Source organism: Paenibacillus vortex V453 (assembly GCF_000193415.1).
GTDB classification, from domain to species: Bacteria; Bacillota; Bacilli; order Paenibacillales; family Paenibacillaceae; genus Paenibacillus_AQ; species Paenibacillus_AQ glucanolyticus.
Genome location: NZ_ADHJ01000044.1, coordinates 14,064 through 40,284, shown reverse-complemented (window position 1 = coordinate 40,284; position 26,221 = coordinate 14,064). Strand labels below are relative to the sequence as shown.

At 50.3% G+C, this 26,221-nt stretch carries 24 protein-coding genes and 1 pseudogene; 18 read left to right on the top strand and 7 right to left on the bottom strand.

All coding sequences use genetic code 11. The features are described from left to right. The first annotated feature begins 33 nt into the window (after positions 1 to 33). Entirely contained in the window at positions 34 to 1,026 is a 993-nt protein-coding gene (locus PVOR_RS24010) for an N-acetylglucosamine kinase (RefSeq protein WP_006212132.1), read from the top strand. After that, positions 1,011 to 2,315 carry a 6-phospho-beta-glucosidase gene (locus PVOR_RS24005; protein ID WP_006212131.1) on the top strand — a complete coding sequence of 435 codons (1,305 nt, stop codon included), beginning with the start codon at positions 1,011 to 1,013 and terminating at the stop codon, positions 2,313 to 2,315. Before PVOR_RS24010 ends, PVOR_RS24005 begins: the two co-directional genes overlap by 16 nt. 109 nt (positions 2,316 to 2,424) lie before the next feature. On the opposite strand, the gene PVOR_RS24000 is transcribed toward PVOR_RS24005, so the two are convergent. Further along, positions 2,425 to 3,453, bottom strand: coding sequence for a LacI family DNA-binding transcriptional regulator (locus PVOR_RS24000; RefSeq protein WP_006212129.1), 1,029 nt, complete (start codon positions 3,451 to 3,453; stop codon positions 2,425 to 2,427). A gap of 328 nt (positions 3,454 to 3,781) precedes the next feature. Here PVOR_RS24000 and PVOR_RS23995 point away from each other — a divergent pair, with 328 nt between their 5' ends. From PVOR_RS23995 to PVOR_RS32345, 6 genes are all read left to right on the top strand, one after another. Continuing rightward, positions 3,782 to 4,831, top strand: a complete 1,050-nt coding sequence (locus PVOR_RS23995; protein ID WP_006212128.1) for a 2,3-butanediol dehydrogenase — start codon at positions 3,782 to 3,784, stop codon at positions 4,829 to 4,831. A 265-nt stretch (positions 4,832 to 5,096) separates the two neighbouring features. After that, complete coding sequence (locus PVOR_RS23990) at positions 5,097 to 5,552, top strand: MarR family winged helix-turn-helix transcriptional regulator (RefSeq protein WP_006212126.1); 456 nt, start codon at positions 5,097 to 5,099, stop codon at positions 5,550 to 5,552. A gap of 63 nt (positions 5,553 to 5,615) precedes the next feature. Continuing rightward, positions 5,616 to 5,999, top strand: a complete 384-nt coding sequence (locus PVOR_RS23985; RefSeq protein WP_006212125.1) for a DoxX family protein — start codon at positions 5,616 to 5,618, stop codon at positions 5,997 to 5,999. Beyond that, positions 5,996 to 6,493: a VOC family protein gene (locus PVOR_RS23980; protein WP_006212124.1), complete on the top strand. Its 498-nt coding sequence runs from the start codon at positions 5,996 to 5,998 to the stop codon at positions 6,491 to 6,493. The genes PVOR_RS23985 and PVOR_RS23980 overlap by 4 nt, the downstream gene beginning before the upstream one ends. Positions 6,494 to 6,670: 177 nt before the next feature. Further along, positions 6,671 to 6,886 (top strand): VOC family protein, encoded by a 216-nt coding sequence (locus tag PVOR_RS32890; RefSeq protein ID WP_327196586.1) that lies wholly within the window; start codon positions 6,671 to 6,673, stop codon positions 6,884 to 6,886. A gap of 27 nt (positions 6,887 to 6,913) precedes the next feature. Next, positions 6,914 to 7,078, top strand: coding sequence for a VOC family protein (locus PVOR_RS32345; protein WP_006212122.1), 165 nt, complete (start codon positions 6,914 to 6,916; stop codon positions 7,076 to 7,078). 88 nt (positions 7,079 to 7,166) lie between these two features. Here PVOR_RS32345 and PVOR_RS31130 read toward each other — a convergent pair whose 3' ends face one another. After that, positions 7,167 to 7,310, bottom strand: coding sequence for a hypothetical protein (locus tag PVOR_RS31130; protein WP_006212120.1), 144 nt, complete (start codon positions 7,308 to 7,310; stop codon positions 7,167 to 7,169). 138 nt (positions 7,311 to 7,448) lie between these two features. Here PVOR_RS31130 and PVOR_RS23970 point away from each other — a divergent pair. Next, positions 7,449 to 8,214, top strand: a pseudogene (locus tag PVOR_RS23970) (exodeoxyribonuclease III). 100 nt (positions 8,215 to 8,314) lie between these two features. Here PVOR_RS23970 and PVOR_RS23965 read toward each other — a convergent pair. Then, positions 8,315 to 9,214: a LysR family transcriptional regulator gene (locus PVOR_RS23965; RefSeq protein ID WP_006212118.1), complete on the bottom strand. Its 900-nt coding sequence runs from the start codon at positions 9,212 to 9,214 to the stop codon at positions 8,315 to 8,317. A gap of 144 nt (positions 9,215 to 9,358) precedes the next feature. Between PVOR_RS23965 and PVOR_RS23960 the strand changes: the two genes are divergently transcribed. Then, entirely contained in the window at positions 9,359 to 10,108 is a 750-nt protein-coding gene (locus PVOR_RS23960; protein WP_006212117.1) for an SDR family NAD(P)-dependent oxidoreductase, read from the top strand. Between the two features lie 217 nt (positions 10,109 to 10,325). Further along, the gene (gene fabV, locus PVOR_RS23955; RefSeq protein WP_006212116.1) at positions 10,326 to 11,516 is read left to right on the top strand and encodes an enoyl-ACP reductase FabV; all 1,191 of its coding nucleotides are present in this window, start codon (positions 10,326 to 10,328) and stop codon (positions 11,514 to 11,516) included. A gap of 363 nt (positions 11,517 to 11,879) precedes the next feature. Here fabV and PVOR_RS32340 read toward each other — a convergent pair whose 3' ends face one another. Together PVOR_RS32340 and PVOR_RS23950 are read right to left on the bottom strand one after the other, a co-directional pair. After that, positions 11,880 to 12,053: a hypothetical protein gene (locus PVOR_RS32340; RefSeq protein ID WP_006212115.1), complete on the bottom strand. Its 174-nt coding sequence runs from the start codon at positions 12,051 to 12,053 to the stop codon at positions 11,880 to 11,882. After that, positions 12,040 to 12,573, bottom strand: a complete 534-nt coding sequence (locus PVOR_RS23950) for a GyrI-like domain-containing protein (RefSeq protein WP_006212114.1) — start codon at positions 12,571 to 12,573, stop codon at positions 12,040 to 12,042. Before PVOR_RS23950 ends, PVOR_RS32340 begins: the two co-directional genes overlap by 14 nt. Positions 12,574 to 12,670: 97 nt before the next feature. Here PVOR_RS23950 and PVOR_RS23945 point away from each other — a divergent pair, with 97 nt between their 5' ends. The 3 genes from PVOR_RS23945 to PVOR_RS23935 all read left to right on the top strand — a co-directional run bounded on the left by PVOR_RS23945 (position 12,671) and on the right by PVOR_RS23935 (position 19,154). Continuing rightward, positions 12,671 to 13,174 (top strand): GyrI-like domain-containing protein, encoded by a 504-nt coding sequence (locus PVOR_RS23945; protein ID WP_006212113.1) that lies wholly within the window; start codon positions 12,671 to 12,673, stop codon positions 13,172 to 13,174. A gap of 205 nt (positions 13,175 to 13,379) precedes the next feature. After that, the gene (locus PVOR_RS23940) at positions 13,380 to 16,007 is read left to right on the top strand and encodes a LuxR C-terminal-related transcriptional regulator (RefSeq protein ID WP_006212112.1); all 2,628 of its coding nucleotides are present in this window, start codon (positions 13,380 to 13,382) and stop codon (positions 16,005 to 16,007) included. Positions 16,008 to 16,172: 165 nt separating this feature from the next. Then, complete coding sequence (locus tag PVOR_RS23935; RefSeq protein ID WP_006212111.1) at positions 16,173 to 19,154, top strand: S-layer homology domain-containing protein; 2,982 nt, start codon at positions 16,173 to 16,175, stop codon at positions 19,152 to 19,154. Between the two features lie 197 nt (positions 19,155 to 19,351). On the opposite strand, the gene PVOR_RS23930 is transcribed toward PVOR_RS23935, so the two are convergent. Together PVOR_RS23930 and PVOR_RS23925 are read right to left on the bottom strand one after the other, a co-directional pair. Continuing rightward, positions 19,352 to 20,206 carry an AraC family transcriptional regulator gene (locus tag PVOR_RS23930; RefSeq protein ID WP_006212110.1) on the bottom strand — a complete coding sequence of 285 codons (855 nt, stop codon included), beginning with the start codon at positions 20,204 to 20,206 and terminating at the stop codon, positions 19,352 to 19,354. A 164-nt stretch (positions 20,207 to 20,370) separates the two neighbouring features. After that, positions 20,371 to 21,459 (bottom strand): DUF3626 domain-containing protein, encoded by a 1,089-nt coding sequence (locus PVOR_RS23925; protein WP_006212109.1) that lies wholly within the window; start codon positions 21,457 to 21,459, stop codon positions 20,371 to 20,373. A gap of 231 nt (positions 21,460 to 21,690) precedes the next feature. Between PVOR_RS23925 and PVOR_RS23920 the strand changes: the two genes are divergently transcribed. From PVOR_RS23920 to PVOR_RS23905, 4 genes are all read left to right on the top strand, one after another. Beyond that, a complete protein-coding gene (locus tag PVOR_RS23920) occupies positions 21,691 to 22,452 on the top strand; it encodes an SDR family NAD(P)-dependent oxidoreductase (protein WP_006212108.1) in 762 nt (253 codons plus the stop codon). Positions 22,453 to 22,632: 180 nt separating this feature from the next. Continuing rightward, positions 22,633 to 23,025: a VOC family protein gene (locus PVOR_RS23915; RefSeq protein ID WP_006212107.1), complete on the top strand. Its 393-nt coding sequence runs from the start codon at positions 22,633 to 22,635 to the stop codon at positions 23,023 to 23,025. A gap of 216 nt (positions 23,026 to 23,241) precedes the next feature. Further along, positions 23,242 to 24,648 (top strand): MBOAT family O-acyltransferase, encoded by a 1,407-nt coding sequence (locus PVOR_RS23910; protein ID WP_006212106.1) that lies wholly within the window; start codon positions 23,242 to 23,244, stop codon positions 24,646 to 24,648. Between the two features lie 19 nt (positions 24,649 to 24,667). Beyond that, positions 24,668 to 26,206: a copper amine oxidase N-terminal domain-containing protein gene (locus tag PVOR_RS23905; RefSeq protein ID WP_160164032.1), complete on the top strand. Its 1,539-nt coding sequence runs from the start codon at positions 24,668 to 24,670 to the stop codon at positions 26,204 to 26,206. Positions 26,207 to 26,221 lie beyond the last annotated feature (15 nt).

Here is a 26,221-nt window from a genome sequence, read left to right as displayed (position 1 = left end):
TTCCTCAGCCTGGCAGCATAGGAGAGATCATACTTGAACTATTACTTGGGAGTCGATGGCGGAGGGAGCAAGACCCTGGCTGTCGTGGCGGACGAAACGGGACGAATTGCAGGGAGGGGCATCAGCGGCTGCGGCAATCATCAGCTTGGCGCCGCCCTCGCGGAGCGAAGTATAAGACAAGCCGTGGATGAAGCACTCGCACAGGCGGAGCTGGAAAGAGAGAGCATTACCTGTGCCTCCTTCGGGCTGGCAGGAGCCGACCGCGAGGCAGATTTCCGCATCCTGCGGCCTATGATCAGTGGCATGGGTTTCAAGAAACATCAGATCGTATGCGATACCGTCATTGCGATGAGAGCCGGCACGAGACAGACGGACGGGGTCGTTCTTATATGCGGAAGCGGGACGAACGGTTATGGTGTGAATGCGGCGGGAGAGGAGATACAGATTGGAGGATTCGGTTATGCATTCGGCGATTTCGGCGGAGGCGGTGATCTGGCCGTCGAGGTGTTTCGCACAGTCGTTCGTTCATGGGAAGGCCGGGAGAAGCCGACTTCATTGACTTCGCTCACGCTGGATGAACTTAGCTTCGGCAGCGTGGAGGAGATGTTCCACCGCTTTTTGGACGAGGGCAGAAGGGCGCCGCACACGCTGGCAAAGCTGTTGTTTCAGGCGGCGCCGGCAGATGAAGCCGCCAGAAAGATACTGGCGAGGCAAGGGCTGGAGCTGGGAAAGGTCGCAAGTGCAGTTATTCACAAGCTGGGCATGCGCCATGATGCCTTCGACGTTGTGCTGGCAGGCAGTGTGCTGACCCGCGGCGAAGGGGATTATGTCGTTCCGTATATCGAGGCCCAGGTGAGTGCAGCCGCACCGAAGAGCCGATTGCGCATATTGACCCTTGAGCCCGCTGCGGGTGCCGTTCTGCTCGCAATGGATGAGAACGGCGTCGTACCGGACGCCGCCGTATATGAGCGATTGCATCACGAACTTGCTGTAAAGGGGAGGAATATGGAATGGGCACTGGATTGAAAGTGGCTGTTATTGGGGGAGGCTCGTCCTATACGCCTGAGCTGATCGAAGGTTTCATTCAGCATTACGAGTCGTTTCCGGTGACGGATATCGTGTTGGTGGATATACCGGTGGGTCATCATAAACTCGCCATTGTTGGCGGGCTGGCCCAGCGGATGGTTGAGCGAAGCGGACTGCCGATTAACGTTTCCTTAACCCTGGATCGCAAGGAAGCGCTCAAGGATGCGCATTACGTGTCGACCCAGATGCGTGTAGGGCTGCTCGAGGCAAGAGGCTGGGATGAGAAAATCCCGTTAAAATACGGAATGCTCGGGCAGGAAACGACCGGAGCCGGCGGCATGATGAAGGCTCTGCGTACGATCCCGGTGCTCCTGGATATATGCAGGGACATGGAGGCATTGTGTCCAGACGCTTGGCTGCTTAATTTTACGAATCCGGCCGGTATGGTTACGGAAGCAATCATGAAGCATTCGAGCATCCGCTCCATCGGATTATGCAATTCCCCGATCGCCGCTTACAAATGGCTGTCTGGACTGTATCACGTGCCTGCCGAACGCATCTACTGTGAGTTTGCCGGATTAAATCATCTGCACTGGATCAGCCGGATCGAGATTGATGGAGAGTCGAAGCTGGAGGAGCTGTTGGAGGCAGGAGGAAGCTATTCAGCGAGCAATGTACCGCAGCTTGCCTGGAATGATACACTCATTCGGGCAATCGGCGCGATTCCGTCCTATTATCTGAAATATTATTATCTCCACCGTGAGATGCTCGGGGAGCAGCAAGCTGCCGCGGCCAGAGGTGAGACAAGAGCCGAGACGGTCAAGCGTCTTGAGGATGAGCTGTTCGAGATTTACAAGCGTCCGGAGCTTGCGGAGAAGCCGAAGCAGCTGGAGCAGCGCGGTGGTGCTTACTACTCTGAGGCCGCTGTCAATTTGATGAAGGCTATTCATACGGACAGCGGCGAAATTCAGACGCTGAACGTTATGAACGGCGATACGCTGGAATTTTTGCCTGCGGATGCCAGCATTGAAGTGAACTGTGTTGTCACGAAGAGCGGTGCCGTTCCGGTCCCGATTAAGCGAGTGCCCGCTGCTGCCGTCGGCCTGATTCAAGCGGTGAAGACCTACGAAAGCCTGACCATTGAAGCGGCAGTGACGGGAAGCAGGGAGAAGGCGCTGCTTGCGCTAAGCAGTCATCCCCTTATCGATTCCGTAAGTGAAGCGGAATGGATGCTGAATGAAATGCTGGAGCGGAACCGTTTGTATTTGCCGCAGTTTTTCAAGGTATAGAAGGCGAGTGCGCAGTAAATTGTGGATTCTTAATGTGACTCCGAAGTAAATATTCGCAAGAAAAGAGCCTGGAACTTCGCATCCAGGCTTTGTTTATTGTCCGGCAACCCTAGTCGGTTGTCGCGTTTCGAATGACGGAAATGCTGGATTCCCTCACGATGAGCCGCGGTTCGAATTGCACACGCTCGTATTGGCCGGACTTTTGCTCGCGAAGGCGCTTGAGGAGCAGTTCCGTAGCCAGACGCGCAACTTCGTCCCCCATGATGGAAACCGAACTGATCTGCGGATTGGTAACGGTTGTCCAAGCATTGTTATCGATGCCTACGACCGCCACATCTTCGGGAATCCGTACATGCAGCTCCTTAAAGCGATTGACAATGCCGATGGCGACCATGTCGTTAACCGCATAGATGGCGTCCGGCATATGCTTCAGTCCATAAAAATAGTCTGCTGCACGAACCCCCGTTTCAAATGAGAAATCCTCCCCGAAATAAACGAGGGACGGATCGACCTGCTTCAGCGACTGCTCATATGCCCAATACCGCTCTTCGATTTTATCTTTGGGGGCTCCGGCATAGGCGATTCGGGTTCGTCCGATTTTCAGCAGATGCTCCATGACAAGTCTGCCCTCCTGGCGGGCAAGTCCGACAATATCGGCCTTATACTCCTCGCCTAACTGCTTCCCGTAATTAATGATGGAGACGGGCAGGCTGGATTTATTGATTTGCTCGCCCAGTGTTTTGGGATAGGCCAGCGGCATAATAATCAGACCATCCACGTGCAGCTTCTTGATATCCCTCACAATTTCAAGCTCGTTGCGGGCGTTGCCAGCTGTATTGATCTGAACGACACGATATCCATGCTGCTTGGCGGTCTGTTCGACCGACCAGGCGATTTCCGGGATAATGGCATTCCGGATGTCCGGCACGGCCAAGGCAATTTGATTCGTCTGGCGAACCTTCAGGCTTTGAGCTGATGTATCCGGACTAAATCCGATTTCCTCGATCACTTGCAGGATCCGTGCTTTTGTTGCGGGACTGATTCCCTTGCTGTTGTTGATCGCTCTGGACACAGTGGCAATACCGACGCCCGCTTTTTTAGCGACATCTTCAATTGTCACTTTTTTGGGGTTCACCATATTCGAAAAAGTCCTCTCTATATCGGAAACGTTTCCTGTTCTGAATGTAATTTGGAGAATAAATCGAGCCATATCTATATTATAACATTAAGAATGTACTTAAATCATGGTACTCATGTAAGACGAAGAATACCGAGATTGTTTCATCGGAACAGTTAGCTTTATCGCCTTGTAAAATAAAGAGTAAGCACAATCGTAAGTTGTCCATGACTTTTCATACATTTGGGGCTGCGGGGTTTGACAGAATGTCAAAACTGTGACATATTTGATTTCGGAAACGTTTCCTATTTCATTCTTATTTTTTCGAACTCATAAGGAGATGAAGACAATGCAAGCATTGCGCTGGCATGGCGTGAAGGATCTGCGTTTGGAGACGATAGCGGAGCCTCAAGCAACGAATGGAAAAGTGAAAATCAAGGTTGAATGGTGCGGCATTTGTGGCAGTGATCTCCATGAATACGTGGCCGGGCCTATATTTATACCTGAGAATACACCTCATACGCTTACAGGAGAACAGGCTCCCGTCGTTATGGGCCATGAATTTTCCGGCCAGGTGGTAGAGGTTGGCGAAGGCGTTACGAAATTCAAGGCTGGTGACCGAGTGGTCGTTGAGCCTGTATTTTCATGCGGAACATGCGACGCTTGCCGACAAGGGAAATATAATCTATGCGAAGAAATGGGCTTTCTTGGGCTTGCCGGCGGTGGCGGCGGATTCTCCGAATATGTGGCAGCCGATGAGCATATGGTTCATAAAATTCCAGATGGTGTCTCTTATGAACAGGGAGCCTTGGTAGAACCTGCGGCGGTCGCGCTGTATGCCGTGCGCCAAAGTCAGCTGAAAGCCGGGGATCGAGCTGTGGTCTTCGGAGCCGGGCCTATCGGTCTGCTTGTGATCGAAGCATTGAAGGCAGCAGGCGCTTCTGAAATCTACGCGGTGGAGCTGTCCCCGGAGCGGAAACAGAAAGCCGAGGAGTTGGGTGCCATTGTGTTGGATCCGAAAGCCCACGCTGTGGTGGATGAGCTTCATCGCCGCACCGGTGGTGGAGTCGATGTGGCATTCGAGGTTACGGGTGTCCCTCCTGTACTGAGCCAAGCGATCAACTCCACGAAGATCGGCGGACAGATTATGATTGTCAGCATATTCGAAACCTCTGCGCCAATCGTTCCGAATGATGTCGTGATGAAGGAGCGGAATATTACCGGAATCATCGGTTATCGTGACGTATTCCCGGCTGTCATTAGCCTGATGGAAAAAGGCTTCTTCCCGGCAGATAAGCTGGTAACCCAGCGGATCAAACTGGACGAGGTGATTGACCGGGGCTTTGAGGCCCTGCTCAAAGAGAAGAACCAGGTGAAAATCCTGGTAAGTGCTCACTAAACGCAGTACTGCCTTTGTACATGCTTTAGCGCATGACACAAAAGAACGGTGATTTCCTCCTGTAATACCGGGAGGTAATGGCCGTTCTTTTGTTATACCCGTACAACTTCATCCTTGATCAGCAAATAGATAAAGTAGGGCGCTCCGAAGCAGGAGACGACCAACCCAACCGAAATCTCGGAGGGGCCATCAAGTTGACATCGGAAGGGGAAATTGCGTAATATAATAATTAGAATTCTAACTATAAGATCGAGGCGATGCCGTAATGAAGCTCGAAACACAGCAACATGAATGGAAGTGGGATCAAGGGCCGATCGGCCGTTTGGTCAAAAACAGTTATATTACGCTTCGGCGTGAAATGGAGAAAGAGTTGAAAGCGACAGGGCTTACCCATACGCAGTGGAGCGCACTTGGGGCAATCCGCCATTTTCCGGGTATTACCTCTTCCGAGCTGGAGCTGGTTCTGATGATTGAACGACCTAGTGTGACCAGCCTGATCAACGGTTTGGCCGCCAAAGGACTGGTTATCCGCAAAGATCATCCGGAGGATGGGCGCTATAAACGGATATTTCTAACGGATGAAGGCTTGCGGTTAGCGGAGGAGACCCAGCATCTGGCGGCAGATGTAGACTACCATGTCAGGGAAGGGATGACGGAGGAAGAATTTGAGACTTTGAAGAAGCTGCTTGTGAAAATGGTCGGTCTGTTTGAAAAAGAGTGAGGAAGGTGCTCTTTTTTTGAGAAAATAGTTAGAATTCTAATTACTTGTAGAGGAGCAATCGTAATGAACAAATGGCTGATTGTTATCGGCTGGACTGTCGTTTGGGGTACCGCTTTGTTTTTTGCTCAGAACGGCATTCAGAAGTTGATGGGGACGGGGCGAATGGTTGAGATGTTTCATGAATTAGGTTATCCGGCATGGTCAAGGATCGCGGTGGGAGTGCTTGAGGTTGTGGGCGCCATTCTGCTGGTCATTCCTCGAACAACATCCTATGCAGCGGCGGGCTTGACCTTGCTAATGGCGGGAGCGGTTCTATCAGAGTGGAAGGTAGGCCAAACTTTTGAAGCATTGCTGGCTGGCCAGTGGCTCGTCATATTCATTTTAATGTTGTTGTTCCGTTATCGATTCGTCTATAAATCCAACAAAAAGGAGCTGGATATGCCATGAGTCGTCCGTCTGAGAATATTGCGTATGAAGAGTTGCAATGGCAGGGGATCCATCACATCGCTTTGGTTACTCGTGATTTAGAGGCCACGCTTGATTTTTATGTGAACTTGCTTGGCATGCAGGCAGGGGAAATATTTCCGGCCGTTAAAGGCCGGGGTAGACATTGTTTTGTGAAGCCCGGAGACACGAAGACGTGGGGGGTACACTTTTTCGAATACAAGGAGGCGCAAATATTCCAAAGCGTAGAGACGTTAAAGCGATTATCAAAGGAGCCGATATCTGAGGATTTATACCGTTTCTTACCGGGGGCGCTCCAGCATATCGCGTTCGCCCTGCCGTCGGAGGACAATGCACTGGCTTTGCGGGATAACCTCCGTCTACACGGTGTTGTTATGACTGATATTTATAATCTGGGCAGCATCCGCAATTATATATTCATCGATAATAACGGCATTCAACTAGAGGCAGCTTGGCCTAGCAATCAAACCGGGTAGCACAATGTAAAAGAGGAAAACAACGGCTCCCATAGAACTAGTTAGCGAGGTGGGAACCAATATGTCAGAACATAAGTTGGATCTATCCGATTTACAAACTAAGCTGCACCGATACTGAGCGATGGTTGTTATATTGCTTGCAGATGTATTTGATTTCAGAGCGAGGGAAATCGCTGAATTTCTATCGATGACGGAAGGAGCCGAGGACACAAACATGGAAAAAACGATTCTTGTGTAGGCATCTTTGTTCCGGTAAGTAATTTGAAGCGATCTACGGACTGGTATATCGATAAGCTAGGATTTGAGATTACACATCGAGACGAACCGGAAGCAATCGTTATGAAACTGAACGACGAGAAGGTGATGTTTGTCTCGTTCGGTCCGATGAAGTGACGCAGCCTAAGTTTCCCAAAAATAATTATGGAGTGGGACAGTATTTCAACATTCATACGACAGATATCCAACGCATTTTATGACCGGCTGAAGAAGAAGGGAGCAGATGTCGGGGAAATCGAGCAATTCGATGGATTCCAAGGTTTCGCGCTGATCGATCCGGATGGTAATCATTTCGGTGTGACAGAATAGGAGCCCAAAGATATTCAAAAACACACACCCTAGGAAAAGCAGGTGTGTGTTTTTTGATGCCGACCAAGGAACGGCAGAGGTTCATCCGTCAATCCTGGTCCCTGCAATGCTCTTCTGCAGCCGATGTAAACTCCTCTTCGTTCTCTGAAGCGAACTTGTCGCCATATTGATCCAGACGCTCCGGATTGCTGGATGGACCATCGTTCTTCGGTTTGCTGTTTCTGCCTGTCAAAGTGTATCCCTCCTTTTAGTCATTTAATGTTGTTCCTGATTCGGCAGCGGTTTATTCATGAAATCTTGTCCGTTAACCTATCACGTGCTACCATTATAGAATTTAGTAGCTTACGAATCATTATGGAGGTTTATGAGTATGAAGCTGGTATCATGGAATGTCAACGGCCTGCGGGCCTGCGTAACAAAGGGTTTTAACGATTATTTTCAACAGGCGGATGCCGATATATTTTGCGTGCAAGAAACGAAGCTGCAAGCCGGACAGATTGAACTGGATCTGGGGCCTGAATATCAGCAGTATTGGAACTATGCCGAGAAGAAAGGGTACTCGGGGACAGCGGTATTTACGAGAATTGCCCCTTTGTCTGTACGATATGGCTTGGAGGAGGACAGCGAACCGGAGGGGAGAGTGATTACGCTGGAGTTTGAGGGCTTCTATCTGGTGAACGTGTATACACCGAATGCCAAGCGGGACCTGAGCAGGCTTCCTTATCGATTGGAATGGGAAGAGCGGTTCCGCCAGTTATCTGCTTCAGCTTGATGAACGCAAACCCGTCATCGTATGCGGAGATTTGAATGTGGCCCATCAGGAGATCGACCTGTAAAATGCCAAATCCAATCACGGCAACTCCGGCTTCACGCTGGAAGAACGCGGCAAAATGACCGATCTGTTGGCAGCGGGCTTCATCGATTCCTTTCGATTCTTCTATCCGGACCGGACAGATGTATACAGCTGGTGGTCGTATATGGCTAAGGTCAGAGAGCGGAATATCGGCTGGCGCATCGACTATTTTCTGGTGTCTGCCCGTTTGTCCGAAAAGCTCAAGGATGCCGAGATTGACTGCCATGTGATGGGAAGTGACCATTGTCCGGTGAGTTTGACACTTAGCGAGTCATTACGTTAATACAGATTTTTCTGAAAAAGCCAACCGGAAGCAGGGGACTGGATAACGGTCACGACCCTACTTGTCGGTTGGCTTGTATATTTGGGAGCAAAGGCTGCGTTCATCCTATCTGATGCTTCAGCTTGTCCAGAAAGATCGAGGCTGGCTTTGACAGATGGTGGGTTCCGGGCTGCACCCAGCCGAATGAAGAAGCAGCGTGGCCGGGGGGCATCTCCAGCTCCAGCGTGACGATGTTTCCCGAAGGTATGGGAGTGAAGCTGGAGAAGGACAAATCAACCCCCACCGTAACCGCTACATTCTCTTCGACGACCTTCTGTATGACCCTCGTCTGGTTGGTTGAGAAGAGCAGATCCATTTGCCCGTATTGTTCCTGGAACTGATCCATAAGCTTCAAGAGCTGATCATCCTTATAGAGGACGAGCGGATATTTGCACAGCTCCTCAGGCGTAATGGACTGCCTCATTGCAAGCGGGGATTGACGGCTGACCCCCACGACGAATTTACTTACCAGCAGCTTGCCGAAATGCAGTCCGCGGTGTTGATGGATGATAGCGTCATCGACAAAAATCAAGCCGATATCGGCCTGGTTGTGTTTGATATCCTCAATAATATCAAGTGTCGCTTTCTCCGTGATTTCGAGTTGGATCTGGGGAAAATCTTTCTTGAACTGAATAATCGCATCAATGGATAGTGTTAACGGTACGGGTACGGTGGCAATCCGAAGAGATCCGCTCAGCAGGTTGGAATATCCTTCCGCCTCTGATTTCAGATCCTGAAATTGTTCCAAAATGGCATAGGCTTTCTGGAGGATTCGCTGGCCCTCGGCTGTAGGTACGGCGCCAAGCCGTGAGCGGGTGAACAAGGAGAATCCGAACTCGGATTCCAGACTGGACACCGCTTGACTGACGGCTGACAGGGTAACGTTGCAGTTTTGGGCCGCCTTCGTTAATGATCCTGTCTTGGCGGTTTCCACGATATATTCCAATTGCTCCAGATTCATGTGATCGCATCCTTAATTTAAATTTAAGTAATATTAATTATGTTTAAATTTACTTAAATATAACGCATCGTTACAATGAACACAAGGACATGGACACACAATATTCAAGAAATAATGCTATTTTACCCTAGGAGGTCATTGATAATGTCAGAACAACGCGTAGCGGTAATTACCGGTGGAGCGAGCGGCATCGGCCGTCAGGTTTCTCTTAAATTTGCTAGAAAGGGCGACCGTGTTGTTGTTGCCGATTTTAACGAGGCTAACGGACAAGAGACGGTGGATATGATCCAACAAGAAGGCGGCGAAGCGTCTTTTGTACAGGTTGATGTTTCCAAACCGGAAAGCGTTGAAGCGCTTGTTGATAAAGCGGTTGAGTTATATGGCCGTATTGATGTCATGCACAACAATGCAGGCATTGGCGGAGCTGGACCGGTCCTTGAGCAGAACATGGATCTCTATCACCGTACCATTAACGTGAATCAACACGGGGTAGCTTACGGCATTATCGCAGCAGGCAGAAAAATGAAGGAGCTTGGCATTAAAGGGGTTATCATCAATACGGCATCCGTATTCGGATTCCTGGCTTCGCCGGGTACGTTTGCCTATCATGCCACAAAAGGTGCGGTCATCATGATGAGTAAATCTGCCGCCCTTGAACTTGCACCTTATGGCATCCGTGTTGTGGCTGTTGCTCCTGGCGCAGTAGACACACCGATTATCCAGGGCTATAAAGATTCAGGGCTGCTGGATTCCATGCGAGCCAAAGTTATGGGCGGGGAATTAACCCAGCCTGAAGTTGTCGCAGATACGGTTTACCTGGTATCCCTAGACGAAGCAGCCGCCATTACAGGCAGTGTGGTCATGGCTGACCAAGGCTATGCTTCATTTAAATAATGCGGCGGCTATAGAATCGAATCCGAATAGATGACAAGAAGAACCTCTCTTTTAATTGGATGGAAGGCGATGCCCTCCGTTATTTAGAAGGGAGGTTTTATTGGTTCTTCAGTCAAAAGATTTCCTCTCTCCACAAAAAACAGTTAAAATAGAAAGGAATTCAAAAGACCATACATATGGTGTCAGACGACGAATACTGGAAGAGAGGTATATAAATATGATTATTAAACCTAGAACCCGAGGATTTATTTGTACCACATCCCATCCTGTAGGATGCGAAGCACAAGTACAGGAGCAGATCGATTATGTATTGAAGCAGCCTGGATTCGAAGGTCCGCGTAATGTGCTGGTCATCGGCGCCTCGACAGGGTATGGTTTGTCGGCAAGAATTGCTGCGGCATTTGGCTCCCGGGCGAATACCGTGGGAGTTTACCGTCCCAGCCAGGCCACCGAGAAGCGGACGGCTTCCGCGGGCTGGTATAATTCAGCTGCATTTGAGAAGGCGGCAGACGCGGCAGGCTTGAAATCGTTCAGCGTGACAGGGGATGCTTATACACAAGAGACAAAAGCCAAGACGGTTGAGCTTATCCGCAAGGAACTGGGCCAAGTTGACCTTGTGGTGTACAGTGTTGCCTCGGCGCGCCGCACCCTGCCTGAAACCGGCGAAACGGTCAATTCCGTATTGAAGCCGATCGGACCTGCCTACACCAACAAAACGGTGAATTTCCATACCGGTGAAGTAACGGAGGTTACGATCGAGCCCGCTACGGAAGAGGAAGTGAAGAACACCGTTGAGGTGATGGGCGGCGATGATTGGGAGCTGTGGATGAATGAGCTGGCTGAAGGCGGCGTACTGGCTGAAAAAGTCACAACGATTGCGTTCTCCTACATCGGTTCCGAGATCACCAAGGCCATTTATCGGGATGGATCCATCGGACAAGCCAAGGATCATCTGGAGGCAACTGCGCTGAAGCTGAACGAAAGGCTTGCAGATGGAGGCGGACGTGCTTACGTGACGGTCAGCAAAGCGTTGGTTACCCAGTCCAGCTCGGCGATCCCGGTTGTTCCGCTGTACGTATCGGCGCTGTACAAAGTTATGAAGGAAAAAGGACTCCACGAGGGCTGCATTGAGCAGATTTACCGTCTCTTCGCGGATCGTCTCTATAACGGACAAGAAACGCCCGTGGATGAGAAGGGCCGTATCCGGATTGACGATTGGGAGCTTCGCGAGGATGTGCAGTCTGAAGTTGCGGAATTATGGAGCAAGGTTACAAGCGAGAACATCGAAGAATTGACCGACCTTGCAGGGTATCGCCGCGAGTTCTTCCAGCTGTTCGGCTTTGAAACCGACGGCGTGGATTATGATGCGGATGTAAACCCTGTGGTAGACAATCCGAAAGCCATTTAATAATGGAGCCCCGGCCAACGTGAGCCGGGGCTTGTTTTTTAACTTCGGAAGGAGCTTTGACGTTTCGCTTCTCCTCTGTATCGATCGGGAGTCGGCGGACCGTATAGCCACTATTTGTGCATGAAACCGTGTTTTGGAGCAAGAAGCGGACTCAGGAGACGTTATCTGCTTAAAAACATCCGTTTTTTGCAAGGATTCCTGTACTTAGCGTCTCCTGAGTCCGTTAACTTCCTAAATAGCCGGATATATCAAAAATAAGGCCTGTGGAGTCCGCTGCTCGTATACACTGTCGATTAGTTCGCTTGAACGCAGTGTAAGTGGGCAAGCATTGAATGAAGTACTGATTCTGGCTGTAAGCCTATTTTATACGGTTAGAGGAACGTAAATTTGAGCCAAAGAAGCATGAACGGAGGCTCTCAGCTCCAGGCAGTAGCGTGTCGGGTTCGGCGTAAGACCGCGTTGTTTCAGCTGCTGGAGAACATAAGCATAGGATTGATCAGTATCCTCCCTGTTGGAATGCCCTTCATGCGTATACATTAGCATACTCCTGCGTTGGCAGGGTTAGACTCACCATCCGTTCTGGCATATCACGGATCGTTGTTACCTCCATCCCGGCCACATAATGATAGATCTGCTGCCGGTTTAATACAGCGGCGACATATTGGGGTTTTGATGTTCTCCGCAAATATGGAATTTCAGCCATACGCTGCTCAAGCTCTTGCCACAGCTTGGGTTTGAGAGCATGCGACATGTAATAAGCCGTGAAAGGGATTTTCATTTCCAGGCCAACTATCAGGGTCTGCGGCTTGATAATCCGCTGAATGGACTCCCCCGTTTGCTCCGTGCGCGCTCGCTGCTGGCGTGTGTTCAGGATCGAATAACCACCGTTCTTTCCCTCATGGGCATACAGGGGAACACCCAGATGGGACAGCTCATGAAGGTAGCGGAGCATTGTCCGATACGAAACCGAGAATTCCTCAGCTAACTCGCCTACCGTGAAGTTTTGCCGTTCATATACCCGCTGCATGACCTTAAGGATTCGTTCGGTTTTTGGCATGACCCTGCTCCTTTGATTATTTTTTATACTGTGACAGTTTTTGACATAGTTCAAGTATATAATGAATTTAAAAAATATGAAAAAGGAGCATATCCCCATGACAATCAATCAACGAAACGAAGCAAAAATCATGAGCAAGGAAGCCTTCCAAGCAGTTGGACTGAAGTGGGCAGGGACGTTTGCCGAGGCCGGTGCCGGGGGGATTCGCGCGATTCATCGGATGCTGCAAGAGAGGCTGCCGGAGATCCCTTATGCGATACATACCGATACGCTGTTGGGGCTGTCGTATCATGCGTTTCCTGATGGAGAAGGATTTATCCATTATGGGGTCGTCGAAGTGGAACGGATCGAGGAAATTCCGGCAGGAATGGTTTCATTGTCCGTACCTGCACTTACCTATGCAGCCTGTGAGCACAGCAGGCAGCACAGCATAGAGCAATCCTATAATAATATTTACAGCTGGATTCACGAGCAAGGCTATACGGAATATAATCCGGATCATTTAACCCACTTCGAAAAATATCCGATGAGTCAGGATCCGTATGCGGATAACCCTGAATTTATCATTATGATTCCCGTCCAAACCGATCAGGGGAAATAACAAGTATACTGGAGCCGCTCTGATAGTGAGCGGTTTTTTTCTTGGACAGATGAACTTTGTCTACTTGATTGACCGGTTGACGAAATTGAAGCTTTATAGCTCAGATTATGGAATGGTAGAATAGTACAGAAATGATGGATTAACACGTCTGGGCCATGCCATCAGGTTAAGTCCCAACGTCAAATTCGAGGTGATACGGAGGCGTATGATGATAAATGGGACTGAACTCGGTGCACAAGAGCCGCTGCTGCACTCGAAATTAACCGTTCCAAGAACGGTATCCACCTTGATTCCCCGGCCGCGTCTAAGTGAACGGCTGATGGATGCCATGTCGGGCAATGTGACACTGATCTGCGCTCCGGCGGGATTCGGGAAAACGACGCTTGTCAGCGAGTGGCTGCTGCAGCATGGGAAACAGGCCGCCTGGGTGTCGCTGGATTCCGGAGATAATCAAGGCTCCCGCTTTTGGAGGTACATATCGGCTGCGATAGCAGAAGTGTTTCCCGCTTACTGGGAAGAGGTCAAACCTGTGCTGCCGCTGCTGCATACGGAAGGTTATGAGCAGGGGCTCATCGTGTGCTTGAATACGCTAGGCAGGCTGAACGAGGAGCTAATCCTCGTGCTGGACGATTTCCATGTGATTCAGAACGAAATACTATCAGCTTCATTTTCGTATTTTGTCGACCATTTGCCAAGGGGCATCCATGTTTGCATGATCAGTCGTACAGAACCTGGTTTCTCTGTAGCCCGTATGGAAGCAAGACAGCTCGCCAGCAGACTCCATACCGAGGACATGCGGTTTACAGAGAAGGAGGGTGCGCAGTTCTTCCAGAGCACCGAGCTATTGCTGAACGAAGAGCTGTCCTCCGCACTCGTCAGAAAAACAGAGGGCTGGATTACCGGCCTCAAACTTGCATCTATTGCCATGCGGCGGCAGGAGAATAAAGAACCGTTTATCCGCCATTTTGCAGGGGACAGCCGTGAGGTGAAGCAATATTTGTTCGAAGAGGTGTTCTCGGTTCAGAACGATCGGATGAAGCAGTTTCTGCTAACCAACTCGATCCTGAAGCGGTGGAATGTATCCCTGTGTATGGCTGTGTCTGGGTTTGAGGATAGCCGGGAGCTAGTCGAATCGATAGAGCGTTCCCACCTATTCGTAGTGGCGCTGGATGATAAGGGAGAGTGGTTCCGATTTCATCATTTATTCTCGGAATTTTTGCAGAGACGACTGGAACAGGAGAAGGATATTCATAAGGAATTGCTATACAAGGCAGCCGGTGATTGGTGCAGTGAACAACGCCTTGCGGAGGAAGCCGTTGAGTATTACTTGCAAGGTCAATATTATGAGCAGGCCGTGTTGCTGCTGCGCGAGATGACTTCCCGCGTCGTGGATTGGGAATGGTCGAATCTGCAAAAATGGTTATCCGTGATTCCCAGCGATATTTTGCTTCAGCACCCGGTTCTCTTTTTCTCCTATGCCAACTCGCTCATTGCCGAGGAGTCGGGGGATATTACGGAGGGAGAGGAGCTGCTGCATCAAGCGGATGCCTGGTATGCCGAATCCTCTGGAGCATTGAGCGAGGTGCTGCGACATGAATATTTGGCAATGCTTCACTATGTGCGCGGGACGTTAATGGTGTTTGGGCGGAATGATCTGAAGCTCGCCAAGGAGGAATACGAGCAGGTTGTGCGATATGCCCCGAATGGGATCAAAATGTTGTTTGGTCAACCGGAGAAACCGCTGCAGCCGATCACGGTAAAAACTTATAAAATCGGCCGCGGTCATGCCTCAAAGGCCATTGCAGCACCGTACACCATGCAGATGGCAGAGGTGTACCAGGCCGTGAATCCGATTTTTCTGGGAAAATTATTCCTTAATCACGCGGAAGTGCTCTACTACTGGAATGATCTATCGGCGGCAGCCGATTATGTTTCCAAGGCGATGACGTGGATCGGACAAAATCCAAACCGGCCCGAGCATGACCTTGTGGCGAGCTGGATTCTGCAAGCGAAACTCAAGGCCGCCGAGGGTCATATGCTCGAAGCTCTGGAACTGCTTGAAGGCGGGCAGCGGCGGATGAAGTGGATGGATATTCCCCGGGGGATAGAAATTTTACACCTGGAGGGCATACGTCTCCAATTGCAATACGGCGATCCGGCGGCTGCACTGGCTTGGGGCGAACAGTGCCAATTATCGAGCCGGGACAGGGTGTCTGTCTTCGAATTATTTGATTATCAGCTGTTTGCCCGCGTTCTTGTTCTGCAGGGCAGATGGGATGAAGCCGAAGAGCTGTTGGATCGGCTGCTGTACCTTGCGGAGAGTGAGATGAGACCGATCGATGCTGCTGAAATATTATGCATTACAGCCGTCATGTTACAGTCCAGGGAGGAGCATCGCAAGGCGCTGATCCAGCTTGAAGAGGCGCTGCAGGTATCGGAGGCCAATGATTTTACCCGGATTTTTCTCGATGAAGGAGCTCCGGTTATAGAGCTCCTGCACGAACTGATCCGCGCGAAGCAGCAGGGGCGATATCGGGGGAAGGATTCCGCATCTCTTTCTTTTATCAGATCGATCCTTGCCGCAGTGGACGGAATGGCCGAATCGGTGAATTCCCCGCTGGAGGCTCTGCTCACGTCAAGGGAGATGGATGTTTTTCAGGGATTGCTGGACCATCTGAGCGGAAGGGAAATTGCGGAGAAACTGAATGTTACCTACGAAACGGTGAAGACGCACAGGAAACGGATCTATAGCAAACTGAATGCAGCCAATCTCAGTGAGGCGATTGCGCAGGCCGAGAGGCTGAGCGATCCCAAGAAAACGAATAGACCCTGAACTTGATACGATTCATCATTTTATCACCCCTCATCTATCCCCCTTCAGGGGGATTTTTTGTGCTACGTGTTGTCTTACAATGAATTCGGAGCGCACAAATAAAAAGGCAGGTCTATTTAGTGAATGGGAGGTTAGAAGTTGAAGTCGATGTTCAGGAGAAATTTTATGAGTATTCCAAACGGCTATAAATTCATGATGATACTGCTATGCAGTCTTTTGCTGCTGCCGCCGAGTGCCTATGCGGCTGTACCGGACTATGAGAATAAATCCGAGATCGCCCAGCTTAGCGGTAAGGTGGTAGATTTAAAATCGGGTGATTTCAACCAAGACGGTCATTTGGATTTTGCGGCCATAACGGATGATGGGAGTGTCCATGTATTCTATGGCCAGGGGGATGGAACATTTGATCCTCTCCCACAAAGCCTGCAGGTTCTGGGGGTGCCGCATACACTAGAAATCGATGATTACGATCAGGACGATCACTTGGACTTACTGATCGGAACGCAAATCGGAACGTTTTTATGGTACGGGGAAGGTGACGGTACCTTTCGTGATACGAGGCTGCTTTCATTGCTGCCTTCTCAGGATATCGTAGCTGCGGACTTTGATTTGGATGGTAAGAGAGACATTATGATTATTAATTTCAATCAGGTTACCATTGTTCACGTTGCCGCAGATAGAACTTTTACAATGCTCCCCATCACTTTGACACCAGGCGGCAATAGAGCGACAACCATCACGAATGGAGCCATAGGCACGGTAGATTTGGTTGTGGCCAGTCCGATGCTGGGTCTGCAGCGGTATAAGGGAAATGATTATACGCGGAGCGAGATCTTCCATATGGTACTAGGCAATACCGTGGATCTCATATCCAGGGATATTGATGGTGACGGACATATCGATATTATGGCGCTGAATGACATGTTAGGTGTCTTCTTTTATATGAATCATGGGGACAATACGTACAATCTTCAGCAGCAGCCCCTGGTCACGGTTCCTCAAAAAGTATATGCAGAGGATGTAAACGGGGATGGCCAATCGGAAATAATCGTTGCGACGGGAAAAGGCGTTGATTTGTATTCCAAGGAGTATGCGTCAGGCCAACTGAATTTACTGTGGCAAACGGAATTGGTCACTCAGGGAAATGGAACGCACCGGGCGCTTGTCGGGGACTATGCCGAGGACGGAACGCCGGACCTTATTGTATCTTCTAATCAAGCCCTGTATATCTACAAGGCTATTGTTGTGCAACCCGAACCGGGAACGATAAGGCTGGAGGCGGCTGATTACGCGGTTTCGGAAGACGGGGCCGAGGTACGGGTGAAGGTGATGCGTGAAGGAGGCAGCCACGGTGCTGTCGCTGTCACTTATCATACTGCGGATGGAAGCGCTAAGGCTGACAAGCATTATAAGCCAACTTCAGGGACGCTCTCTTTTGCCGATGGAGAGCTTGAGAAATGGATTGAGATCGAAATTCTAAATGATGATATCCATGAAGATGACCGTGAGTTTTATTTGAATATTGCTGCAGTGCCAGGTACAGTCGTTGGCAGCCCAATCCAGGCGGTTATCACGATAACAGAGGATGACCCGCAGCCAGACACGGAAGGGCCGTTATGGCCTGCGGCTGCGGAGCTGCTTGCATCCGACATATCCACCGACTCCCTCAAGCTGTCTTGGCCTGAAGCCACGGACAATGACGAGGTTGCCGAATATCGCATTTTTAATGGGAATGATGCCACGCCGGCAGCAACGGTGACGGGTGCCACCTATTCCTACGAGATGAACGGTTTGGCGGCCGACACATCGTATACGCTTAGCGTCCGTGCCTATGATCGGGCTGGCAATGCGAGCGTTCCGCTCCAGACGACGGTTCAGACGCTGGAAGATCCGAATTCAGGCCCTGATCCGGATCAGGAAGCTCCGGTATGGCCTGATCTCGGACAACTGACGATATCTGACATCAGCACTACCTCGATGAGGTTATCCTGGCCGCAAGCCTCGGATGATGAAGAGGTTACAGGATATCGGGTATACCGCGTAGATACCGCAGATACGCCGGTAGCAACGGTAACCGGCAGCACGTATTCCTACACGGTGGAAGGTTTATCCCCGAATACGTCCTACACGTTTCGGGTAAAGGCATATGACCCTGCCGGAAACGGTAGCACACCGCTCGAGGCAACAGCGAAGACACTTCAGCTCCCTGCGCCTCCAACTCCAAATCCGGGAGGCAATCCAGATCCGGGACCGGCGAACCCGATCCCGTCTACACCCACGATTCCTTCGGATAATGCCTTGCTTCATACATTCTCTATTGGAGCTGGGGAAGCCGGGAATGCGTTGAAGCTGAGTCCCGACTTCTCGCCGAACGTGTTCGCGTATCGTGCCGAGACCGAGGCATCAGAGATCCAATTCGATCTCACTGCCGCCCATAACAAAGCAAGCATTACGGGACCCTGGGACAAAGACGGAAGGATCACATTAAAACCTGGGGAGAATGTCATAGAGATTAAGGTAAGCGCTGAAAGCGGCAAGGTGAATACGTATACCCTAACCATTGTCCGCACTGTGCCAAATCCTGAGCCGCCGATGAGACCTGAGCCACCTCAGGCTGCGGAAGTTTTTCGTGATACGGAAGGACACTGGGCGCAGGCAGCGATTGACGAACTGGCAAGCCGAGGGATCGTCAAGGGTTATGCTAACGGATCGTTTAAACCGGATTCCTTAATTAGACGAGATGAATTCACGGTTTTGCTGGTTAGAGCGCTGGGGCTGCAAGGTGAAGGCCAATATCCATTTAAAGACGAATCCGACATCCCGGAATGGTCAAGGGAAGCGGTAGGGCTTGCAGTAGAGGCCGGGATGATTCAGGGATATCAGGATGGGCGATTCCAGCCTGCAGGTGTGATCACAAGAGCGGAGTTAACTGTCATGCTGGCCAAAGCGTTAGGTTTAGAACCGCTTCAAGGTGACCCTGCCAAGTTTGCAGACTTGGCGAGTTTTCCAGCCTGGGCAAAAGGTTATATCGCCGCCGCATATGCAGAAGGACTGGTTAGCGGTCGGAGCGGCGGGAAGTTCGAGCCGGATGCCCCGGCCACCCGGGCAGAGGCTGTGGTTATGCTGCTGCGTTTGCTGAACAAGTAACATCCACGACCTGGTCGGTTAAGGTTAAAGACATGAATTTCGATATAAAAGCCGCAAGCTTGTGATATCACAGAGCTTGCGGCTTTTATCGGCTGGATCATGATGTTGACGGAATGGCTGGAATGTCCGCTGAACCATCGGCATGGATATACTGCTCATTGGTTTTGCATTATGGGTCGGTAGGCGGGGAGCCCTGGTTAAGCCTTTCTAATGACAGGAATCCATAACTCATTCTTGTTCTCATCCGGTGGAAGGTAGCATTCAATAGCAGGTATCGGTGCGAGATCATACGCATGGGATGGAACCCATTCGGTATATAGACGCTTCCACATATCCGCTATCCCGCTCGGATCTCCCTCCATTTCAAAGACGGCCCAAGTGGCCGCGGGAACATGCCGCTGCACCATCGGATCCGGGGGCGTGTGCTGGGAGACCACGGACATGATGTAATCAAAATCTTCGTTTTTCCCATAGTCACCGTCCGCGCAAACCCCTAGTATCCCCCGAATCGGATGGTCATCCTGACGATAATTCCACAGCTTATCGAATATTCCTTCCGCATGGGCGTCCTTCCAGAGGAGGGGGACGTCTTCATAAGCTTGCTGTGTTCGAATTTGCTTCTGGAAGCCAACAATGGAGAAACCCTTCATTTCCTCAATTCTATAATTCATTTCTGCAGCTCCTCGCATGGAAAATTGAAAGAAGATGCGGGGATAGGCCTTCAGCTTTGTACCGGCTTGGCGAGCTGCCGTTGGCGTTGTGCCATGCATATTCTGGAACGCGCGCGCGAACGCCTCCGGAGATTCATAGCCATATTTGAGTGCAAGGCTGATGACTTTGATATCGCTGTTCTGCAGCTCGTAAGCAGCCAAGGTCAGCCGTCGTCTCCGTATGTATTCGGATAGCGAAACATCCGTAATGTAAGGGAACATGCGCTGAAAATGGTACACGGAGCAGCATGCAATCCGTGCAGCTTCCGCGTAATCAATCTCCTCGGTCAGGTGCGCTTCCATATAGCCTATGGCCTCATTCATTCGCTGAATCCAATCCATCCGGTCATCATCCTTTCTAAAATCAATATAAAGAAGCTGTGATCGATAAGCCTAGCCGTTGCTGCACGGATCCGGCTAGCCTGGTTATTTCCAGGTGAACGATCAACCGATCAACTGTACTGGGGCAGGAATGCGGCCTAGCGGCTTGAAGTATTCGGATTCGGCTATCCATACTTTACGAGCACGTGCCACAGCTGTTTGAGATGCTGAAAGGTTTCATCATAGGTTCCCCAATCGCTCCAATGGTCTGGTTGATGATACAGCTGTGCTGCTGCTTTGCCGATAACAGCGGCGTCCAGCACGCCTTGCGAATCCGCAAATTGCCGGTCGATCCTCTGGGCCAGCGGCGGCATGGCGGGTCCCCGAAAGTCATCGGGTACATCCTGTACAGCAAGGCAGAACCCGGGATGCCAGGATAGGGTAAGGTTATATCGTTCACACAATTCTTGAAACAACTGACCGGTTCGGGTATTCCGGTAAGATGGATCGGCAACAAGCGCTTCCACATCGCTGGACAAATCGATAACGCCATGAATCTGCGCTTCAATATAATTATCCAGGCTGCGACCAACAGGTCCGGAGTGACTGGTATAGGATGAAGGCAGGTGAACAAGCTGCTCCACCATAGATGGAATGTTCATGTGGGGGGTGCCCAGGGCTGACCCCGTGGACTCGACTTCAAGCAGAAGGGCTGCAAGAACGGAATCCCATTGCTTTATGGTACCTGTAAATTCAGGTCCTGCATGACTGTCCCCGAAAGTAAACGTGCAGCGGCTCAATATGGCCGGAGACAATACAAAAAAACAAGAGCCAAACCGGGGAGAGGCGCCGTCCGCATAGTTCATGAGATTAAGGGCCCCGTATTTGGGCCGCTCCTCATTATGAACGCCAGGCTCTTGGTAGGCTCCGCCAAACAGAAGCTGTTCCCAGCGGTCACGCTCACCGCCCGGATAGGCGGTACGGCTTCCATTCGTTACGCTTGTGATGAACTGGTTATGGTAACGGCCCTCTGTCAGAAGGCTTTCTATTACAGCGCGGTTGGTGGTGGGCAGTACCCGGTCAGGATGGAAATTCAACGTGACTCGGGCATTCTTTCGGATACAGGTTAATAGCGAGTGGATTGTCACAGCGCCTAAGCCGTTACGTTCTAAAATGCGCTCTATGATGTCTATGGCATGCTGTTGTGCTCGTTTCGCCGATGAGCCGACATGAAGAATCGCCTGCTGTTGTGCTTCGGATAACCATTCACTCATATCGTAACTCCTTCCTCATACTTCCTTCATGCTTCGATAACGATGCTGCTCTTAAATCATTTCTAGCCGAGAGGCCATGACTCCTCCATTGCGTTTCGGTAAATTTCCTTTCCGGTTCTAGGGTTCCAGCCTCCTGCCGGACTTCAAATGATCTGGTAAAGATTGCCTCGGCTTTACCGCCATGATTTAATGTAACTACATATACGAATAAAAATCATGGAGGTTTTACATATGCAGCCTAATTTCAGTATTGAGGGTAAGGTCGCCATTGTAACCGGCGCAAGCAAAGGAATCGGGTATGGTTTGGCCCAATCGCTTGCAGCGGCAGGGGCTAAGGTGGCGGTCATGGCACGGAGCAAGGAGGTGCTGGATCAATTAGTTGAGGACATATCCCAAGCAGGAGGTCAGGCCAAGGCCTATGAACTGGACGTCCGGAACGTGGAACAGATCCGTGCTGCTTTTGCTCAGGTTGCCAAGGATTATGGCAGACTGGATATCGTGGTCAATAACGCTGGCTTGGGAGAGGGGATGCTGGCCGAAGACATCACAGAGGACTACTGGGATGAAATGATGGATGTTAATTTGAAGGGCGTATTTTTCTGCTGTCAGGCCGCCGGCAGCATCATGCTGGAGCAGGGTTATGGCAAAATCATTAACGTCAGCTCACAGGTCAGTGTCGTTGGCATTACCGAAGGTGCAGCTTATTGCGCCTCCAAGGGAGGCGTGAATCAGTTGACGAAGGTGCTGGCGCTGGAGTGGTCCAGTCGCGGTGTAAATATCAATGCGGTGGGCCCGACATTCATTCATACGCCTGGAACGGCCGAGCGTCTGGACTCGCCGGATTTTCGAGATGGCGTATTGGCTCGTATTCCGGCAGGAAGGATCGGCACCATTGGAGACGTGGCGGGAGCCGTCATTTATTTGGCCTCACCGGCCTCCGATCTTGTTACAGGTACTTTGCTGCTTGTGGATGGCGGCTGGACAGCACAGTAGTGCTGCATTCATTAGAAGATTCTATCGCTTATATACTAGGAGGCTTTCAAAGGTCCTCTCTGTAACTCCTTAAATCTAGCAATGCATAAGAAAGATAGCATGAGGCCTTTTGCTAAACTGGATTGTGATTGATGAGGTGAAGCCAATCAGGACTGCACCTAGATAAAGGAGGAGAAAACGATGATTACGTCTGCTATTCAAGTTACTATTTTCGTGAGAGATCTTGACGAAGCCAAAGCCTACTATACGGAGAAGCTGGGGTTTCATGTTGTAGCAGAGGAGGAGTTTGCACCGGGTTGGCGCTACCTGACCGTTGCACCCCAGAAGCACAATGAGTTGGTTCTGGAGTTAACTGAAGCGGATACGCCAGAACGAGAGGAACTTATAGGTAAACAAGCAGCCGATCAAGTTCTTATCATGTTTGCATCGAATGATATCGACCAAGATTATCAGGATTTGAAAGCAAGAGGCGTCGTATTCCACGGAGAACCGAAGCCTGTTCCAGGTGGCAGAGGCGTAGGTTTTGAGGATTTATACGGTAATCAGTTCGACTTATATCAAGTTCTCCGATAATGCTTGGGGCACCTGCCGATTCCTAAATTTCTTGGGTTAAATACTTCAGTTATACTTCAGTTTATATGGAAATTGTTCGATATAAATCATAGAAAGCACTTGCAAGAAAATTATTTCTCAGATGTAAAATATATGATACTATTGAGATCGTCGTCTAAAAACGACATAAACCGAAGCGAAATGTGAAGTCAGGAAGTCGGAGGTGCCTGTTCAGGCATGTTGTTTAATTCTTATCCTTTTATTTTTGTGTTTCTGCCGATTACGGTGCTTGTTTATTTTATGCTGAACCGGCTTCGTTACGGATTGGCCGCTAAATGCTGGCTGGCATTATCCTCGCTATTCTTCTACAGCTGGTGGAATATCAGTTATTTACCTCTTCTTCTCGGCTCCATTGCCTTCAATTATGCCGTGGGACGGCTGCTCCAGGCACGTCAAGCTCATTCCCTAGATCAAACCGCTTCCCGGCGCGGTGCAAAAGGCATATTAATCGCCGGCATATCAGGGAATGTATTGCTGTTAATCTATTACAAATACGCTGATTTCTTCATCGTTAATATTGGAGCAGCGACAGGGTGGGAAGTGCCCCTTCTCAATCTGGTGCTGCCGCTCGGAATCAGCTTTTTTACCTTCACCCAAATCGCCTATCTGGTGGATGCGTACAAGGGGAAGGCTCGTGAATACAATCTGATCAATTATGTGCTGTTCGTGACTTTCTATCCGCATCTAATCGCGGGTCCGATCCTGCATCATGGCGAGATGATGCCGCAGTTTGATCGGGTTCGGGGCAAGCTGTGGGATTGGGGGAACGCCGCAAACGGCATTTTTATATTCTGCATCGGTTTGTTTAAGAAGGTAGTCATCGCGGATACGCTGGCGGTTTATGCCAATACAGGTTTTGATACTGCTTCGGGCTTCGTTGATTCCTGGGTAGCTGCGCTATCTTATACGTTCCAGCTTTATTTTGACTTCAGCGGTTATACCGACATGGCTATCGGTGCTGCGCTTCTGTTCAATATCCGGCTGCCGCAGAATTTCAACTCACCTTATAAGGCGGTGAATATTCAAGACTTCTGGCGGCGCTGGCATATGACACTGAGCCGATTTTTACGGGACTACATTTATATTCCGCTGGGAGGCAACCGCCGTGGTGAAGCGATCATGCTGCGGAATCTGGTGCTGACCTTCCTGATCGGCGGACTGTGGCATGGCGCAGGCTGGACGTTTCTGTTCTGGGGCCTCCTGCACGGTGTCGGACAGGTCATTCAACGGTTATGGGGGAAGCTGGGCATTACGATGCCCCGTGTGCTCGCTTGGGCGATCACCTTCGTTTTTATAACGGTGACCTGGGTCTTTTTCCGAGCGGAAAGCTGGGCTGATGCCATGCGGCTGATGAAGGGAATGAGCGGTCTATCGGGTATTCATCTGAATTTGGACACTGCCTTGTTAGAGCCGGTCGCGATCATGATCCTCATCGCCCCGATCGTGTTCTTTTGTCGGAATTCCTCGGAGCTGTCCATATCCTTCCGGCCAAACTTCAGACAGGCAGTAGTATGTGCGGTACTGTTTGTGATCTCTTTGATGTACATTACTCGCATTAGCGAATTTCTGTATTTTAATTTTTAGGTAAGGGCGGCTAATGAACATGCCATCCACATCAACAGCCGCGAAGTCGGCGCCATCCAAGAGGCATGCTGTGGCAGGTCCCCAACCTGCGCGAGCTTCTCGGAGAGCCGGAAAAAGGATGCTGATTCAGTTTGCTCTCGTTTCCATCGCAGCTGCGCTGCTGATCAGTTGTATGACATTTGTGCTGGACCCTTTTCAGTTCTACCGCAAGGCAACCTGGTATTCTCCTGTATTCACCGGCGAGCAGCGATACCAGAACCCTGGTCTGGCCCGCAATTATCCCTATGATACGATTATTCTGGGTACATCCATGACGGAGAATTTCCTGCCGTCTGAAGTGGGGGAGGCTCTGGGAGGTCAAGCTCTCAAGCTGTCCATGCGAGGATCAACAGCGGATGAGCAGTTTAAGATTGCATCGCTGGCGCTTGAGACTGGGAAGGTGAAGAGAGTCCTGTGGGGACTGGACTATTTTGCACTCAAGAATCCGGATGAGGGCACAGATGCTAATTTTCCTGATTACCTTTATGATGACATCTGGTGGAACGATTACAAGTATTGGTTCAATTACTCCGCTTATGAAAACTTTGCAAGAGGGATTGCCAAGTCGCTCCTGGGTGGAACACCCCAAAATATCGAGTATCTGTATAACTGGAACGATGAAGCGTCCTTTGGAAGTGATCAGGTGATGAATGCCTACGATCGCGCAAGAAACACGGAACATTATTTTGGCGTGAATGAAGAGCCGCTCGAAGAGGTGCAGCATCATTTCAACACGTATGTCTTGTCTTTGGTCGAGGCATATCCCGAAGTTGAATTTATCGTTTATTCTCCGCCATACAGCATTCTGCGGCAGAAGCTTTGGCAGGATTCAAACCCGGCCCGTTACAGCAACCAGTTGGAAATGAAGACCTGGATGTTCCAGCAGTTCAACCGCTATCGCAACACGCAGGTATATGACTTCCAGGCTGAAGCGGACTGGACCTACGATTTCTCGTTATTCAAGGATCTGTCGCATCATTCACAGGACATAAACTCCCGTATAACTTGGGCAATCAGTGAAGGGGATGTCCGCTATAAGGTGACGCCGGATAATGTTGAGGCATTCACGGAACGGCTATCCAGACAGGTCGACACCGTGCTTATTACGGGGAAGGAAGCCAGAAATGTCGAGGTCTTGATAGACGGGAATGGGGAGCCCATCTCTTTTACAAGCCGGAAGATGCCGGACGAGACGGAATTGATGGTGCCTGTGAAGGAAGCGGTTGAAGCACTGGGGATATCGGCTGCGTATGATGCGGGGATCGTGATATTATCAGGCCGAGGTCCCGCAGTCGAGCTGAAGGTGGATTCAACACAGGCATGGGAGTCCAGAAGCAAAGAGGACAGGAAGAATGGAGTGGCCAAAAGCGAGGTTACACTTCGACATGCTCCTTATGTTGCGGGCGGGAAGACCATGGTTCCCCTTCTGCAAACTGCCGAGTTATTGGGCTATAACGTAGTCATTGAGAAGCCGGATTACTATACGCTTCGTTATGTACTCGATCGGCCTGCTTCATAACATCGACGGAGTTCA

Coding starts and splice junctions, on each gene's coding strand:
- PVOR_RS24005 (WP_006212131.1), top strand. CDS start 1,011: ATGGGCACTGGATTGAAAGTGGCTGTTATTGGGGGAGGCTCGTCCTAT.
- PVOR_RS24000 (WP_006212129.1), bottom strand. CDS start 3,453: ATGGTGAACCCCAAAAAAGTGACAATTGAAGATGTCGCTAAAAAAGCG.
- PVOR_RS23995 (WP_006212128.1), top strand. CDS start 3,782: ATGCAAGCATTGCGCTGGCATGGCGTGAAGGATCTGCGTTTGGAGACG.
- PVOR_RS23990 (WP_006212126.1), top strand. CDS start 5,097: ATGAAGCTCGAAACACAGCAACATGAATGGAAGTGGGATCAAGGGCCG.
- PVOR_RS23985 (WP_006212125.1), top strand. CDS start 5,616: ATGAACAAATGGCTGATTGTTATCGGCTGGACTGTCGTTTGGGGTACC.
- PVOR_RS23980 (WP_006212124.1), top strand. CDS start 5,996: ATGAGTCGTCCGTCTGAGAATATTGCGTATGAAGAGTTGCAATGGCAG.
- PVOR_RS32345 (WP_006212122.1), top strand. CDS start 6,914: ATGGAGTGGGACAGTATTTCAACATTCATACGACAGATATCCAACGCA.
- PVOR_RS23965 (WP_006212118.1), bottom strand. CDS start 9,214: ATGAATCTGGAGCAATTGGAATATATCGTGGAAACCGCCAAGACAGGA.
- PVOR_RS23960 (WP_006212117.1), top strand. CDS start 9,359: ATGTCAGAACAACGCGTAGCGGTAATTACCGGTGGAGCGAGCGGCATC.
- fabV (WP_006212116.1), top strand. CDS start 10,326: ATGATTATTAAACCTAGAACCCGAGGATTTATTTGTACCACATCCCAT.
- PVOR_RS32340 (WP_006212115.1), bottom strand. CDS start 12,053: ATGTATACGCATGAAGGGCATTCCAACAGGGAGGATACTGATCAATCC.
- PVOR_RS23950 (WP_006212114.1), bottom strand. CDS start 12,573: ATGCCAAAAACCGAACGAATCCTTAAGGTCATGCAGCGGGTATATGAA.
- PVOR_RS23945 (WP_006212113.1), top strand. CDS start 12,671: ATGACAATCAATCAACGAAACGAAGCAAAAATCATGAGCAAGGAAGCC.
- PVOR_RS23940 (WP_006212112.1), top strand. CDS start 13,380: ATGATGATAAATGGGACTGAACTCGGTGCACAAGAGCCGCTGCTGCAC.
- PVOR_RS23935 (WP_006212111.1), top strand. CDS start 16,173: ATGAGTATTCCAAACGGCTATAAATTCATGATGATACTGCTATGCAGT.
- PVOR_RS23930 (WP_006212110.1), bottom strand. CDS start 20,206: ATGGATTGGATTCAGCGAATGAATGAGGCCATAGGCTATATGGAAGCG.
- PVOR_RS23925 (WP_006212109.1), bottom strand. CDS start 21,459: ATGAGTGAATGGTTATCCGAAGCACAACAGCAGGCGATTCTTCATGTC.
- PVOR_RS23920 (WP_006212108.1), top strand. CDS start 21,691: ATGCAGCCTAATTTCAGTATTGAGGGTAAGGTCGCCATTGTAACCGGC.
- PVOR_RS23915 (WP_006212107.1), top strand. CDS start 22,633: ATGATTACGTCTGCTATTCAAGTTACTATTTTCGTGAGAGATCTTGAC.
- PVOR_RS23910 (WP_006212106.1), top strand. CDS start 23,242: ATGTTGTTTAATTCTTATCCTTTTATTTTTGTGTTTCTGCCGATTACG.
- PVOR_RS23905 (WP_160164032.1), top strand. CDS start 24,668: ATGCCATCCACATCAACAGCCGCGAAGTCGGCGCCATCCAAGAGGCAT.